Origin of the sequence: Flavivirga algicola, assembly GCF_012910715.1 — a bacterium.
GTDB lineage: Bacteria > Bacteroidota > Bacteroidia > Flavobacteriales > Flavobacteriaceae > Flavivirga > Flavivirga algicola.
This window is the reverse complement of record NZ_JABBHF010000009.1, coordinates 142,249-157,655: the sequence shown is the minus strand read 5'-3', so window position 1 is coordinate 157,655 and position 15,407 is coordinate 142,249. Positions and strand designations below refer to the sequence as shown.

The window sequence follows — 15,407 nt, the reverse complement described above, 5'->3', positions numbered from 1 at the left end:
TAATTCAACAAGTTATGTTTAAAAAAATATTAATAGCCAATAGAGGTGAAATAGCATTGCGTGTTATTAGAACCTGTAAAGAGATGGGGGTTAAAACAGTTGCTGTATACTCGACTGCAGATGAAGAAAGTTTGCATGTTAAGTTTGCAGATGAAGCTGTTTGTATAGGTCCAGCATCAAGTAGTGAGTCTTACCTAAAAATGTCTAACATCATAGCAGCAGCAGAAATTACGAATGCAGATGCTATTCACCCAGGGTATGGTTTTTTGTCTGAAAATGCTAAGTTTTCAAAAATCTGTGACGAACATGGTATAAAATTTATTGGTGCTTCTCCTGAGATGATCGACAGAATGGGAGATAAAGCCAATGCAAAGGCAACCATGAAAGCAGCGGGTGTACCATGTGTACCAGGAAGTGATGGCGTTATAGAGACGTTTGAAGATTGTGAAAAAATAGCTGAAGAAACAGGTTATCCCGTTATGTTAAAAGCATCAGCAGGTGGTGGTGGTAAAGGGATGCGTGCCGTTTGGAAGTCAGAAGACTTAAAAGATGCGTGGGATTCGGCCAGGCAAGAGAGTAAGGCTGCATTTGGAAATGACGATATGTACATGGAAAAGCTTATTGAAGAGCCTAGGCATATCGAAATTCAGGTAGTTGGAGATTCTAGAGGTAAGGCATGTCATTTATCAGAAAGAGATTGTTCAATACAACGACGTCACCAAAAACTAACAGAAGAAACGCCATCCCCTTTTATGACGAGTAAACTTCGTAATGAAATGGGAACAGCCGCAGTTAAAGCTGCCGAGTATATAAAATACGAAGGTGCTGGAACTATAGAGTTTCTCGTAGATAAGCATCGGAATTTCTATTTCATGGAAATGAATACGCGTATACAAGTGGAGCATCCTATTACTGAACAGGTAATAGATTTTGACTTGATTCGTGAGCAAATTTTGGTAGCTGCAGGGGTGCCAATTTCAGGAAAAAACTACACGCCTAAATTGCATTCTATAGAATGTCGTATTAATGCTGAGGATCCGTTTAACGGATTTCGCCCATCACCTGGGGTGATTACCACACTGCATGCCCCTGGAGGCCATGGTGTACGTCTAGATACACATGTGTATGCTGGTTATGCCATACCGCCAAATTACGATTCTATGATTGCCAAGCTCATTACTACAGCGCAAACTAGAGAAGAAGCCATTAATAAAATGAAGCGTGCTTTAGACGAGTTTGTAATTGAAGGGATTAAAACGACTATTCCGTTCCACAGACAGCTTATGGATCATCCGGATTATCTAGCGGGTAATTATACCACGAAGTTTATGGAAGACTTTGTAATAGAAAAAGAAATAGAAGAATAAATAAAAGAAGGTGTCTAAAAAGTCTTTGTAATTTGATTTGTCAGGTTGAGCACTTCGACTACGCTCAGCATTCAACCTGTCGAAACCAACATTGAGTATCAGTATTTTAAAAATATTTCGACAAGCTCAATATGGCATTGAACATACTTTTTAGACACCCTCTTTTTATAGTGTTTCTTTACAAAAAATGAAAGAATAAGTTTTCCAAAAACACCATCAAAAGAGCTTCCATACTTAATACGAAAACTGTAACTTCGTAACGTGGACTTATCGTATTGGGAAATAAAAAGCTGGTTGACCAACATAGATTTTACTGTTGTAGGCAGTGGTATCGTTGGTTTAAACTGTGCCTTAAATTTAAGGGAGCGTTTTCCTAAAGCCAATATTTTAGTAGTAGAAAAAGGAATTTTACCCCAAGGAGCAAGTACTAAAAATGCGGGGTTTGCTTGTTTTGGTAGTCTTAGTGAAATTCTTGATGATTTAAAAACACATACAGAAGCAGAAGTTTTTGAACTTGTAGAAAAACGCGTTAAAGGTTTGCAAGTATTGCGCCAAACGTTAGGTGATAAAACAATTAATTACCAAGAACTAGGAGGGTATGAGTTGTTTGTTGAAGAAGGTGAATTATTAGAGCAATGTCTTTCAAAGAAAGACGATATCAATAAATTACTTCATTCGGTATTTAAAGAAGGTGTATTTAGTATAAAAGCTAATCGTTTTAAATTTCAGAATGTAAAGAATCAATATGTTTTTAATCGGTTTGAAGGACAAATTGATACAGATAAGATGATGGCATCATTAACAGAGTTGGCTTTTAAAAAGGGTATAAAAATTCTCAATAACCTTTCTGTTAAGCATTTTTCGGAAGATATTAATGCAGTGAAAATAAAAACCGATCAGTTTGAGTTTTCGACCTCTAAGCTGTTAATCGCTACCAATGGTTTTGCATCGCAATTAATAGACGAAAATATAAAACCAGCACGTACTCAGGTGCTAATTACAAAGCCTATTAGAAACCTTCATATAAAAGGGACATTTCATTTAGATAAAGGTTATTATTATTTTAGGAATATTGATAATAGAATATTACTTGGTGGTGGTCGACATCTTGATTTTAAAGGGGAAGAAACAACAGAATTTGCCCAAACAGATTTAATTCAAAATAAATTGGAAACACTTTTAAAAACAACTATTTTGCCTGAAACCAATTTCGAAATTGACCATAGATGGAGTGGTATTATGGGATTGGGTAACCAGAAAAAACCAGTTGTAAAGCCGTTGTCAAATCATGTGTTTTGTGGTGTTCGTTTGGGAGGTATGGGAGTTGCTATTGGTAGTTTGGTTGGAAAGGAATTGGCAGATTTAGTTGCTTAAAAAGTAAAATTATTTAAAATTGATAAAACGTTTTTTCAAATTTATATTTAAGACCTTACTGTGGTTTGTTGTTTTATCTATAGGACTTGTTTTTCTTTATAAATGGGTGCCTGTTCCTGCAACACCTCTTATGATGATCAGGTATTTTGAAAAACAAGAAGCTGAAAAAAGTAAAGGGTGGAAACACGATTGGGTTCCTATTGATGCTATTTCCAAGAATTTACAATTGGCTGTTATATGTAGTGAAGATCAGAACTTTTTAAACCATAACGGATTCGATATAAAAGCTATTGAAAAAGCTTATAAGCATAATAAAAAAGGTAAAAAGTTAAGAGGAGCCAGTACTATAAGTCAGCAAACAGCGAAAAATGTTTTTTTATGGCCACAACGCAGTTGGTTTCGTAAGGGTATGGAGGCCTATTTTACTTTTTTGATTGAATGGATGTGGTCTAAAGAACGTATAGTTGAGGTTTATTTAAACAGTATAGAGATGGGGCGTGGTATTTATGGAGCAGAAGCCGCATCGCGATATTGGTTTAAAAAATCAGCAAACAATTTGTCACAACTAGAAGCCACAGCCATTGCAGCTATTTTGCCGAACCCAAGGGTTTATAAGGCAAACCCGGCATCTAATTATATTCAAGTTAGAAAAGCTTGGATTGTAAAACAAATGAATTATTTTGGACCACTGGATTATGCCAATAATGAAGAAAACGCCATTAAAAATTAAAGAAGCACTCTATAAGCAATGTTTAGATGCTGTAAATGGTCGATTTCAAAGTATACAGAACACCATAAACGAAATTCAGGTATCATTAACTTCGGAAACAAAGAGCAGTGCGGGCGATAAGCATGAAACGGGTCGAGCTATGCTGCAATTAGAACGGGAAAAGGCAGGGAATCAATTAGCCGAAATTCAAAAGACCAAAGGCATACTATCTAAAATAGATAGTTCCAAAGCATTAAAAAAAGTAGGCTTGGGAAGTGTTGTTTACACCTCGCAAGCCAATTATTTTATTGCTATTAGTGCCGGAAAACTAACTGTAGATCACGTTGAGTTTTATGCAATTTCCCCTAGTACACCAATTGGGCAGTTGTTGATTGGGAAAAGTATTGGAGAAGTTATTGTTTTTAGAGGACAGAAGTTTGTAATCAATCAAATTAGTTGAAAACAAAAAAAGCAGAATAACTTTCATTAATCCACTTTCTTTTTTGCTTTTAAAAAAGCCAAGTAATCATTGTTATAATTCCAATAAGTATTGAAAATAAAACAAAAATAAAACAACCAGCTATTGCATAGCCTGAGAGTTTGTCTTTCCATGGTTGATTATATGCTTCTTCAATAGGTTCAACTATTTCAGCTTTTATTTTTTGAAGAAGTTCAATATGAGAAAACTGAAAATCAGAATCATCAAACCATTTAGAGTTTAAACTAAAAATTTCTTTCTCATTATTGATAAATGTTCTGCGATCCATTTCTAAACTCGCTTCAAGAAACTTGGCAGCATAAAGTTCCAAACCTTCTTTATTTGCTTTTATATGGTAAGTTTCATAATCATGATCGTTATCATTATAAAAAAAACCTAAATAGGCATTTTCTTTTAAATTTGTTTCTTTTAATTGCTGAATTACAGCACGTAATCCTGGTGTGTTCATTTTCTAGTTCTTTTATTTTGCCTCTTTTTGACTTTCCAAGGCGCATTTTTCTGCCAGTCGCCAGCCATAATACAACCATAGGGTATGACTTCGTCAATGACAGTTCCTAATCCATATTCTTTCATTTGATTTCTTACTGCTTGCGCATTTTTATAGGCGCTAGGCAATTCAGTAATATCAATTTCCTTGGAGAAAAACCTAACATCCAAACCTTTTGTTTCCTCTTTAAAAATTTGCATAATGCTTCCTGTTTTACTCTTTCTATGTTGTGTTCTGCTCATATTTCTACCAGCACCATGAGGGGCAAAACCCAAATTGGTTTTGGTCGTAGCTCCTTCAACAATTAACACAGGTTCGCTCATATTTAAAGGGATCAATCTTGGTCCTGTAATGTCTGGCATAAACTTAGCATCTAAAGGGGTTGCGCCTTTGGCATGGTAAAATAAATTGCCATCTTTGAATACAAAGTTATGCTCGTTCCAATACCTGTTTTCAATCTCGATATCTAAAGATTCAGCTACCGAATTGTGAATGACTTCATGATTGGTTTTTGTCCATTGTCTTATCGTTTGTAAGGCCTCCCAATATGATTGCCCTTCTTCTGTTTCAAAAGGAATCCATGCGTTTTGTTTTTTAGTATCTGGTGATAGTTCTTTTCTAAAACGTTCTGCGATTTTCATTCCTTTGTTATACAGCCGTGCTCCTGGACCCCTGGATCCGTGATGTGTAACCATCATCGTATTTCCTGTTTTTTTGGAAGTCCCAACAAAAAGGAAGTGATTGCCATCACCTTGCGTTCCTAAATGAGACCTTGCGATCTGAATCATTTGCCCATCATTTAAAAGGTAATTGGCTTCAAAAGCTTCCAATAATTCTTTAGGAAACCTAAACTGAGAATCCCTATCTCTTCCTCCAGGGCCAAAATGTGTATTGGCATGTGCTGCATCTAAAACATCTTTTGGGTTTGCTTTACCAAAATCGGTTAGCATTACAGAGCAACAAATATCGGCACTATGCATCCCTGGATGAATAGCATTTTTTGCCATGGCAACGCCGCCAACAGGAATGGTTCCGTCTGGACCAGCTGGACATGCGTCTGGCATAATGGCGCCATCGACAAGTGTTGGGGTTTTCATTAAGGTTTGCATTGAGCTAATCACTTTAGAAACATTGTCTTCTTCCAATTCATTTTCTGCTTTGATATTAATTGAAAACTCAATAGGTTTCTTGTGCAATGCTATAGGGTCTGGTGATTTAAATTGTTCTAAATAGGCGGTTATGGCATCGTCTTCCAGTTCATTTTTGTTAATATATGCAATGGCATCCTTCATCCATTTGCCTTGTTTGTAGCCCAACGCTATTAAGTCGTGTCCTGTTATTTTTTTATGTACTTTCATTATTTCTATCTAGATTTATACTACAAATATTATAGTAAACTACGCAATGTTTTTGCGTAATATGAATTTTTATAAAACCTGCAAGTTTAAAAACATGCTTGCAGGTTTTTTCTATTTGTTCACAGAGAAAATATCTTTTAATTGCTCAATTACGTTGCCATTACCTGAGACTGTAATTTCGCCAATTTTATCTGCAATTTTCTCAACATATTCCATCTCTTTTAATTTAAACAACATGGTGTTGTCTTCCATTAATTTCGCGGTATTCAATAAGCTTCTTGTTGAAGCTGTTTCTTCGCGCCTTGTTACGACATTAGCTTGTGCTTTTTTGTGGGCTATCAATACCTGGTTCATGATATCTTTCATGTCTCCTGGCAAGATAACATCTCGCATGCCTGTATGTAATACGTTAACACCTAGTTTAGATGCTTGTGTTTTCACATCTTTTAAAACAGCTTCTGCAATAGATTCTTTTTGCTCTAACAGTTCGTCCAATGTATAAGCACCCACAAAAGCTCGTAATGCTAATTGCAATGTGATATACAATTGTCTTTCGTAGTCTTTATTGCGCATTAAGGCGGTTTCAATATCAGTAACTTTATATTGCGCGTAAAAATTAATACGAACAGTTGCTTTGTCTTTAGTCAAGAGCTCTTGACCCGCAATTTCCAATTGCAACTGACGCATATCTGCTTTTGCAATTTTGATGGTCTGCTCGTTTTGCCAGAAATGGTATGTACCGTGTTCAAGAATCTTAACGAACGCGTCATCAACAATCATAATTGCTTTTTCGTAAGCTGCAACTTCAAAAATACGGATGTATTGACGCAAGTAAACATGGCTATATAATGCTTTGCTTATATTTTCCGTGATGTCGATTTTGTTCAGGTCTACACGAACAAACTTGTAATCAATCAAGTTGTTCCAAAAGGTATAACGTCCTGCTGTTAATACATGTTTAAAGTTGTTGTTTTCGTAAGCTAAAACAATTTCATTATCCTTAACCTCAATAACAGTTAACATGGCTGCCAAAGCTTTATCTTTAAGTAAGACTTCCAATGCTATTGGTGCATGAAAAGGTGTGTTTAAAGCATAAGTTGAAACACGTTCACTAAACTTTACCCAATGTCTTCCTTGAGTGATGACACGCTGGTAATCACCGTTTTTAAACACTAAGCCTACAATGCCTGCATGAATTCTTGTTCTTTTCATTTGTTTCATTTTTATCGTTAAACAATTGTCAAATGGAGTATCCATTTGATGCGATGAACCAACCATTAATTTTTGCTTACGGACGGTTCAAGATTTCTAATTTTTTGTTCTGTTACTTCTTTTAATTCAGAACGATTAAACATTTATAATAGAATTCTCTTTTTGAGAATGACCATTTTTATTAAAACAAAGCGAAAGAAAACCATCTTTCTAACTACGGAAATACCAGTGATTAAAAGTATTTAAAAGTCGTTTCTAAAAATAATTTACCTATTGCGAAATGTGATATTTCACAGTTCTTTTTAAGTAAATGGATCCCGCAAAAAGACATTTAAAATGTCTTGCAATACAACTGTATTTCAAGGTGTTTTCTAGATTGCATTAATAACTTGTTATTGGTGCAGGTTTCGTGTCACTTTGTTTTTGCCGTTTAAAGTGCGACTCACTTGGTGGTCGATTTTTAAAAGTAGACCTTCTTTAAAAGGATGGATTTTGAGTCCATTTCAATACAACATTAAAAGTGTTGCGCATTGCCATTCTGCCATCACGCGTTAACGTGAGTAGGATTCGAACCTACAAATTGAAAATCTATTGTTCTAACCTAACTGAACTATCTCAAATTAATGAGAGTGGGATTCGAACCCACGACCTATAGAGTGGTGATTATTATTTGGCAAATAATCAAAGCCTTCAAGTCAAGTTGCATATAAAAACCTGATACTAAACAGTAAGGCTTTATACAATCGTGTTATACAGAAACACGTAACAAGACTTGCTTGATGTTATTAATCTGCTACTTGAGCAGGTTTTTGTAAAAGAACGTTTTTTAAGCTCCATCAGCTTCTCTGTCTGATTGAGCACTACTGCCAAATTCTAATTAGTAAGACTTTTTTATGATTACTCTGCAAATATTTTATATTGCTGCGCAATCTTTTTGCGTAATTAATTTTATGTTACTTTTTTTTAGAAGTGCTTTTCTTTTTCTTTGGTTTCAGCTTACTTTTAACTCTACTTATTTCATTATTGATGTAGCTTATAAAAGCGTCATTATAACCAAATGTTTTTGCCGTTTTGTATGCTTTAATAGCGGCTTTGTAAGCTGCTTGTATTTCAAAAAGCTGGCCTTGTTTGTCCCAAATAGAACCTTTGTCTACGCCTTTTACAGTTAGAGCAAAGTCTATTAGTTTTTGGGCTTCATTCAAATCGTCATTCCATAGTAAGGCTTGGATATATCTTGGGTATACTTTTTGAAAATCCATTTTGTTAGCTAAAGCTTCAGCATAAAACTGTTTTGCTTTTTCGTAGTCTTCAAATCGCTCTGCTTGTAAACGCCCCATTAAATACAAGGCATATACATTATTGCTTTCGTACGATAGCGCATAGTTTAAGTTTTCGACTGTTTCTTCTAAATTGTATGGATAAGCATCTATAGCTTTTAGCACATAGTTGTTTAACAAATGTGTGTCCATTGTTTTAATTTTATTAATTCGTTTTTATTAAAGCCCAGGGTTCTGCTTTAGGAGCCTGGGCTCTACATGCTTGTTTTTAACTGTTTTGGAAAATGTTTAGCAGAATTGCTAACGACTGAAAACAAAAAATCCGAAACAGTTTTTAGTTGCTTCGGATTTTTCATTTATAATTTGAAAAGTTTATCTAACGATAATGGCGAAGCATCACAAAAGGCACTATACCCTTCGGACTGTTTTGGTATGATATAAATATACTCATCGCTTCGATTTTTAGTTAAACTTGTTTTTTTGCTTTATTGCACTGCAAAGATTTAGATTTATTTTTCAATTTTCAAAATTTATTTTTTCATTTTCTGAAAAATAAAGCCCTTAATACGAAGTATTAACTTTTTTTGAAAAAAGCAAAAATTTTTTGTTTTAAAGTTCTTGTTTGGTTTAGGTCATATTCCTTAAAAGGAATTAAATCTTGCGATAAAACAGATTTAATTTCCTCGTAATCTTTACAATTTTTAGAAATTTTGAGGACCTGTTTTGAGTAAAATTTGGCTTCTTTTTCTATATAACATTTGTTAAACATACTTCCTTCAAATGAATCATAGCACCCATAAAGAGAATAAAACTTCCAAAGGATGTCAAGGTCTGTTTCATAATCAAAATCGATTATTAATTTAGACAAAGTTTGGTAGACTTGAGATGGTGTTTCCGATTGGCATATTTCTAAACAACCTCTTTCAATTTTCAAGATTATAAGATAATCTTCATCATATTTATCTTTGATTAGGTCATTTAGTTCTTTTAACCATTTTTTACTTTTATAATTAATTGAAATCAAATCAAAGTAAAATGTATTTGACTTTAAGTTTTCAAGGATTTCTTCCGAGTTGTATAACCAATTTTCAAATTCAGAAACGGTTATTTTTTCTGTAAGTACATCAAATATTTTAATTTTTAATGCTTCCATCTTTTTGATTTTAAGCAAATATTAGATTGATGTACGCAATGTTTTTGCGTATATGGATTTTTTAACTAAATTGAATGATATATTCCATAAAATGGCAGTCAACAAAAATGCATTAATTCGTTACAAAACGATAGATAAATGTCTTCAAAATAACTTTAGACCATGGACACTTAATGATTTGATTGAGGCGGTTTCTGATGCGCTTTACGAATACGAAGGAAAAGATGTTGATGTGAGCAAACGAACAGTTCAATTGGATTTGCAGATGATGCGGAGCGATAAACTGGGATACAATGCACCAATTGTAGTTTACAACAGAAAATTTTACAAATACGACGACGAAAATTATAGTATTACAAATAGCCCTATTTCTAATCAAGATTTGACTAAGTTATCGGAAGCCGTTTCGTTTTTAAAACAGTTTCAAGGCTTTTCTCATTTTACTGAGCTGGGAAGCATGGTTCAAAAGCTGGAAGATCATGTTTATACGCAGAAAACACAAGAAAAATCTCTAATCGATTTTGAGAAAAATGAAAATTTAAAGGGCTTGGAGTTTTTAGATGAGCTCTATCAGTTTATACTTAAAAAACAAGCTATAGAAATTACGTATCAGTCGTTCAAGGCACGACAGGAAAGCACATTTACGTACTACCCTTATTTGCTAAAAGAGTTTAGAAATCGTTGGTTCGTTATTGGTCAACGTAAAAAAAATGAAGGTTTAATGAATTTGGCTTTAGATCGAATTATTTCGATCAAACGGAGCAATAAACCATTTGTTTCTGATACTGGTTTTAATTCTGAAATTTATTATAAACATGCCATAGGTGTTTCGGTAAGCCCTAATTTAAAACCTGAAACCGTTGTATTGTATGTGAATCATAAACATGCCCCTTATGTACTCACGAAACCTTTTCATCATTCACAAAAAGAGGTGAGTCGAGATAATTATGGAGTGACGATTTCTTTAAAAGTTCAGTTAAATTTTGAATTAGAAAAAGAAATTTTAGGCTTGGGTGAGGGGATAAAAGTCATAGCGCCCGAACGATTGAAACGGAACATTAAAGAACGTTTATACGATGCTGTCGATGCTTATGAAACCGAAATTAATGATAAGAACTTAAGAACCATTGCGAAACGTCTGGAATATAAAGGTTTTGGAATTTTAAATCATGTGTACTCAAAGCGAGATATTAGAAAGCTGAAAACAAGGTTTGATGCCTATATTAAACAAAATGAAGAACAAGCTTTTGGGATGCGCGAAGTGCTTTTAAAAATGCCTGAATTAAAAGATGTTTTATTCAATAAAAACTTTAGAAAACTTATAAAATCGATCGATAAAGAAGTGTTTTTAACCAAGGCTATTTATTTTGATAAATCACCTCAAAGTAACTGGTATGTTACTTGGCACCAAGATGTTCCCATTAATGTTGCTGAGAAAATAGAGACAGAAGGGTTTAGCTCGTGGACCAATAAGAAAGGAGTCATTAGTGTGAGGCCACCGGTAGAAGTTTCTAAAAACACTTTTTCTATGCGTATTCATCTGGATGATGCAACAATAAAAAACGGTGCTTTAAAAGTGATTCCTGGATCGCATAAAAAACGATTAAATGACGAAGAAATCAAGCTGATAACAACGAATTCGATTCCATTTATTAGTGAAGTAGGTTCTGGAGGTGTTCAGCTGCTAAAACCATTGTTACTGCATGCTTCATCTGAAACGACTGTTCAAAAAAGACGACGGGTTCTGCATTTAGAATTTTCCTCAATAGCATTGCCAAACGGATTACAGTATACAGAAAAAGAAATATTGTGAGTGTTTTATTTATTAAATAATGTCTATGACATTGGTAATATCTCTATTACTTTTCCATAAACATTTTTGGTCCATCCGTTAATTCTTCCATGGTTATTTCCTATCAATAAGCCACGTTTGCTATTTTTCCCTTTGACAAGGTGTGTAAAGCAATTACCTCTAACTTTGCAGTAAACAATATCTCCTGCTTCGCAATCTTCCCAGTGAACGGGCTTAAGTTTTACAGGTTGTTTAGACTTTAGTAATGGTAACATAGAATTACCTGGTTCTTTTGAAATAATGGTTTCACCATTTTGTAGTTTTTGAATTTTCCAATTCATAATATTTAATTTTAAATGTTATGTAAAACATTATTGTCTTACATAGCCTTCAAAATTTTTCAAAAGAATGTTTCAATGAACTAATGCAAAGATATATAAATTATAAAACTTGATTTAAAAAGATTACGTTTCCTTTTTTAAGTTGCGTATGATGTTCAAAAAGTACTGTATCCCCATTCAAATCGGCTTCAATTAAATGGTAATACCCTTTATAGTAAGATTGTTTTACTATGGCTTTTAAATTGGAATGATTAGTCACTTTTAATTGATTGGCATAAACAATTTTATCGTTTATCATATTAAACTCACCAAAGAAAGATGCTATCAGTTTATTTTCTGGGTTATTAAATAAGCGTTTAGGCGTATTATTAGCCATAATTTTAGTGTCGTGCAAGACGATCATATGGTCAGAATAAGACAAGACATCATCTTTGTCGTGCGTAGCGACAATACAGGTAATATTCTTTTCTTTTAAGTATTGGAATAAGCTTCTACGTAGAGATTGCTTTTTGAAGTTGTCTATGTGGCTAAAAGGTTCATCCAGTAAAATTATTTCAGGTCGCTTCGCAATAGCTTTGGCCAGGGCGACACGTTGTTTTTGTCCGCCACTTAATTCTTTGACTTTTGTTTTTGCAAAAGGCTTTAATTCAACAACATCTAATAACTCATTAATGCGTTCTTGTTTTTCCTCGGGATAAAAGTTAGACAGAAAAGTACCAATATTTTCGGCAACAGTGGTAAAAGGCATCAGGTCGAATTCTTGAGCCACGTACTTCATGAATTCTGGGCCAATAATGAGATTGTATTTTGGGCCTAAAATAGCTTCGTCTTTCCAAAAAATATGTCCTTTACTTAAATCGTAAGTGCCGTAAAGTAATTTTAAAAGTGTACTTTTTCCTGAACCGCTTTCACCAATAATGGAAAAATGTTCGCCAGCTTTAACATTAAAACTGATATCTTTTAAAACAACTTGTTTTTTATAACGAAATGATATGTTTTTTACTTGAAGCATAGCCTTTATCGAGGAGCAAAAATAACATAAAAAAATCTGCTCAGAGGGTGAAGATTTTTTAAATCTAAGTTGTATAAATATTATCCTTTTACTTTCTCTTTGGTTTTTGTGGGTAACACTTCAAAACCCATATTGTAGAGTGTGAAACCAAAAATATCGGCATATTGTTCAATGGTTTTGCTAACAGGGGTGCCTGCGCCATGGCCAGCATCGATTTCAATGCGTATTAAGGTTGGGTTATTTCCTGTTTGCTTACGCTGTAATTCGGCCGCAAATTTAAAACTATGAGCAGGAACAACACGATCATCATGATCGCCCGTAGTAATTAATGTAGCAGGATATTGTACATCAGCTTTTACATTATGTACTGGTGAGTATCCTTTTAAGTATTCAAACATCTCTTTGCTTTGTTCAGCAGTGCCATAATCGTAAGCCCAACCAGCGCCAGCGGTAAAAGTGTGGTATCTTAACATGTCCAGAACACCGACGGCTGGCAAAGCTACCTTAGCTAAATCTGGACGCTGGGTCATCGTTGCTCCAACTAATAAACCACCGTTTGATCCTCCTCTTAAAGCTAAATAATCTGAGGATGTGTATTTGTTTTCGATGAGATATTCGCCTGCTGCAATAAAATCATCAAATACATTTTGCTTTTGTAATTTGGTTCCAGCATCGTGCCATACTTTACCATATTCGCCACCACCACGAAGGTTAGGAACTGCCAAGATTCCGCCTTGTTCCATCCAAACAGCATTAGTAATGCTAAATGCTGGATTTAAACTAATATTGAATCCACCATAACCATACAATATGGTTGGGTTTTTGCCATTTAGTTCGATACCTTTTTTATAGGTGATTATCATAGGAACTTTAGTACCATCTTTTGATGTGTAGAATACCTGATTACTTTCATAATCGTCACTATTAAATTCTATAGAAGGTTTCCAGTACAATTCAGATTTGCCTGTTTCAATATTGAATTTGTAGATACTAGGAGGTGTGTTATAATTTGTAAAGGAGTAATAATCTATTTTGTCTTCTTTTTTTCCACCAAAACCATTCACGTTTCCAACACCTGGAAGTTCAATATCTCTAATTAACTTACCGTTGTAGTCATATTGCATCACCTTGGAAATCGCGTCAACCATATATTCAGTAAAAAAGTAGCCACCACATTTTGATGGGTATAGAACATGTTTTGTTTCTGGGATAAGATCTACCCAGTTTTCTGGTACGGGGTTCGAGGCATCAACAGTAACTATTTTTTTATTTGGTGCATTTAGGTTTGTGACAAGAAACAGCTTGCTGCCCTTGTTTTCGATAACGTAGGTGTCACTGTCTGTATGGTCCAGAACCGTAATTAATTTACTATTAGGTGTCGAAAGGTCTTTTATGTATAACTTGTTCCCAGAGGTGGAGATGCGAGGAGTGATTACTAAATAGTTGTTGTCTTCAGTAACATTAGCATATATGTAACGATGCTTTTCTTCTTGGGTGCCTCCAAAAATTAAGATATCTTCTTTTTGAGGCGTTCCTAGTTTGTGATAGTATACTTTATGCTGATCTGTTTTTGCAGAGAGTTTACTGCCTTTGGGTTTGTCGTAGCTAGAATAATAGAAACCTTCATTTTTATACCACGATATTTGGGTGAATTTTATATCTACAAGGGAGTCTTCCACAATGTCTTTAGTTTCAGTATTCATGACAAGAATTTTTCTCCAGTCACTGCCGCCTTCAGAAATAGAATAGGCCAATATGCTACCGTCTTTTGAAAAACTTGTATCATCTAAAGAAACTGTACCATCTTCAGAAAAAGTATTAGGATCTAAAAAGACTTCAGATGGACCGTTGCCTTTTTTTCTATGGATAACATATTGATTTTGTAGACCATCATTTTTATAAAAATAAGTATAGTCTCCTTCTACAAAAGGGGCACTTACTTTTTCGTAATTCCACAAGCTGGAAAGACGTTCTTTAAGCTCCTTTCTGTATGGAATCTGGTCTAAATAACTGTATGTCGATTTGTTTTGAGTTTTTACCCAGGCTTCTGTTTCCTCACTTCTATCATCTTCCAACCAGCGATATGGATCTTTTACGTCTATACCAAAATAGGTATCTACAGTGTCTACGGTTTTGGTTTCAGGGTAATTCACAATAATAGTTTTTCTTTCTTCTTTTTCTTTTTTACAGCTTATCATCAATGTAACGGTTAAAAGACTAATTATTATTTTTTTCATGACAAAAAGATTTTAGTTGTATCAAAAATAAAGCCAGAAATACAATTTCTGGCTTTTTATATCTAAAAAATAGTAGTCGATTAAAACCAAGGCTTTTTACCTGCTTGATACGTATTATAAAATTCTTCATCAGATTTGGTAAGGTATATAATACCTTCAATTAACCCTACAAGCCCTGTTAAACCAGCACCCAGACCGCAAGTTATAAACCCTAGGACGAAAGTTACTACCAACATGATAATGCCTTCTTTATTATATCCTAAAATGAATTTATGTATTCCAAAAGGCCCTAATACAATGGCTAAAATACCTGCTAATACTTTTTTATTATCTCCACCTGTTACATTGTCAAAAGTCTCTTTGGCACCATCGGCAAAATCGGAAGCAGATTCTTTTACTTCTTCAAAGGTTTCTTTGGCTTTTTCTTTAGCTTCTTCTGCAAATTCTCCTGCTTTATCTGCTGCTTTTTTTGCACCGTCTTTAGCATCACCTAGCATATCGTTTAGGTCGTCACTTAAATTCTTTTCATCAGACATAATGTTTAATAATTTTTGGGTTAAGGAATTAAAGGTAATAAAAAATTGAATTT

General features: G+C 34.3%; 14 protein-coding genes and 1 tRNA gene. 5 read left to right on the top strand and 10 right to left on the bottom strand.

What is annotated here, in order from left to right:
- Positions 1–14: 14 nt before the first annotated feature.
- The 4 genes from accC to HHX25_RS15710 all read left to right on the top strand — a co-directional run bounded on the left by accC (position 15) and on the right by HHX25_RS15710 (position 3,910).
- Complete coding sequence (gene accC, locus HHX25_RS15725; RefSeq protein WP_169675466.1) at positions 15–1,367, top strand: acetyl-CoA carboxylase biotin carboxylase subunit; 1,353 nt, start codon at positions 15–17, stop codon at positions 1,365–1,367.
- A 261-nt stretch (positions 1,368–1,628) separates the two neighbouring features.
- The gene (locus HHX25_RS15720; RefSeq protein WP_169675464.1) at positions 1,629–2,741 is read left to right on the top strand and encodes an NAD(P)/FAD-dependent oxidoreductase; all 1,113 of its coding nucleotides are present in this window, start codon (positions 1,629–1,631) and stop codon (positions 2,739–2,741) included.
- Positions 2,742–2,760: 19 nt separating this feature from the next.
- Positions 2,761–3,471: a monofunctional biosynthetic peptidoglycan transglycosylase gene (mtgA, locus tag HHX25_RS15715; RefSeq protein ID WP_169675462.1), complete on the top strand. Its 711-nt coding sequence runs from the start codon at positions 2,761–2,763 to the stop codon at positions 3,469–3,471.
- A complete protein-coding gene (locus tag HHX25_RS15710; RefSeq protein WP_169675460.1) occupies positions 3,446–3,910 on the top strand; it encodes a GreA/GreB family elongation factor in 465 nt (154 codons plus the stop codon). Before mtgA ends, HHX25_RS15710 begins: the two co-directional genes overlap by 26 nt.
- Before the next feature lie 49 nt (positions 3,911–3,959).
- On the opposite strand, the gene HHX25_RS15705 is transcribed toward HHX25_RS15710, so the two are convergent.
- The 6 genes from HHX25_RS15705 to HHX25_RS15680 all read right to left on the bottom strand — a co-directional run bounded on the left by HHX25_RS15705 (position 3,960) and on the right by HHX25_RS15680 (position 9,436).
- Positions 3,960–4,397 (bottom strand): hypothetical protein, encoded by a 438-nt coding sequence (locus HHX25_RS15705; RefSeq protein ID WP_169675458.1) that lies wholly within the window; start codon positions 4,395–4,397, stop codon positions 3,960–3,962.
- Positions 4,394–5,794 (bottom strand): RtcB family protein, encoded by a 1,401-nt coding sequence (locus HHX25_RS15700; RefSeq protein ID WP_169675456.1) that lies wholly within the window; start codon positions 5,792–5,794, stop codon positions 4,394–4,396. Before HHX25_RS15700 ends, HHX25_RS15705 begins: the two co-directional genes overlap by 4 nt.
- Positions 5,795–5,905: 111 nt before the next feature.
- Positions 5,906–7,006, bottom strand: coding sequence for a slipin family protein (locus HHX25_RS15695; protein ID WP_169675454.1), 1,101 nt, complete (start codon positions 7,004–7,006; stop codon positions 5,906–5,908).
- Between the two features lie 551 nt (positions 7,007–7,557).
- Positions 7,558–7,624: transfer RNA gene (locus HHX25_RS15690), tRNA-OTHER, on the bottom strand.
- 335 nt (positions 7,625–7,959) lie between these two features.
- The gene (locus tag HHX25_RS15685; RefSeq protein ID WP_169675452.1) at positions 7,960–8,475 is read right to left on the bottom strand and encodes a tetratricopeptide repeat protein; all 516 of its coding nucleotides are present in this window, start codon (positions 8,473–8,475) and stop codon (positions 7,960–7,962) included.
- A 382-nt stretch (positions 8,476–8,857) separates the two neighbouring features.
- The gene (locus tag HHX25_RS15680; protein WP_169675449.1) at positions 8,858–9,436 is read right to left on the bottom strand and encodes a hypothetical protein; all 579 of its coding nucleotides are present in this window, start codon (positions 9,434–9,436) and stop codon (positions 8,858–8,860) included.
- 91 nt (positions 9,437–9,527) lie between these two features.
- Between HHX25_RS15680 and HHX25_RS21440 the strand changes: the two genes are divergently transcribed.
- Positions 9,528–11,249 carry a WYL domain-containing protein gene (locus HHX25_RS21440; RefSeq protein ID WP_169675447.1) on the top strand — a complete coding sequence of 574 codons (1,722 nt, stop codon included), beginning with the start codon at positions 9,528–9,530 and terminating at the stop codon, positions 11,247–11,249.
- 23 nt (positions 11,250–11,272) lie between these two features.
- Here HHX25_RS21440 and HHX25_RS15670 read toward each other — a convergent pair whose 3' ends face one another.
- The 4 genes from HHX25_RS15670 to HHX25_RS15655 all read right to left on the bottom strand — a co-directional run bounded on the left by HHX25_RS15670 (position 11,273) and on the right by HHX25_RS15655 (position 15,354).
- Complete coding sequence (locus HHX25_RS15670; protein WP_169675445.1) at positions 11,273–11,569, bottom strand: phage repressor protein; 297 nt, start codon at positions 11,567–11,569, stop codon at positions 11,273–11,275.
- A gap of 100 nt (positions 11,570–11,669) precedes the next feature.
- The gene (locus HHX25_RS15665) at positions 11,670–12,581 is read right to left on the bottom strand and encodes an ABC transporter ATP-binding protein (protein WP_169675443.1); all 912 of its coding nucleotides are present in this window, start codon (positions 12,579–12,581) and stop codon (positions 11,670–11,672) included.
- A gap of 80 nt (positions 12,582–12,661) precedes the next feature.
- Positions 12,662–14,818 (bottom strand): prolyl oligopeptidase family serine peptidase, encoded by a 2,157-nt coding sequence (locus HHX25_RS15660; RefSeq protein ID WP_169675441.1) that lies wholly within the window; start codon positions 14,816–14,818, stop codon positions 12,662–12,664.
- An 80-nt stretch (positions 14,819–14,898) separates the two neighbouring features.
- Complete coding sequence (locus tag HHX25_RS15655; RefSeq protein WP_169675439.1) at positions 14,899–15,354, bottom strand: TM2 domain-containing protein; 456 nt, start codon at positions 15,352–15,354, stop codon at positions 14,899–14,901.
- Positions 15,355–15,407 lie beyond the last annotated feature (53 nt).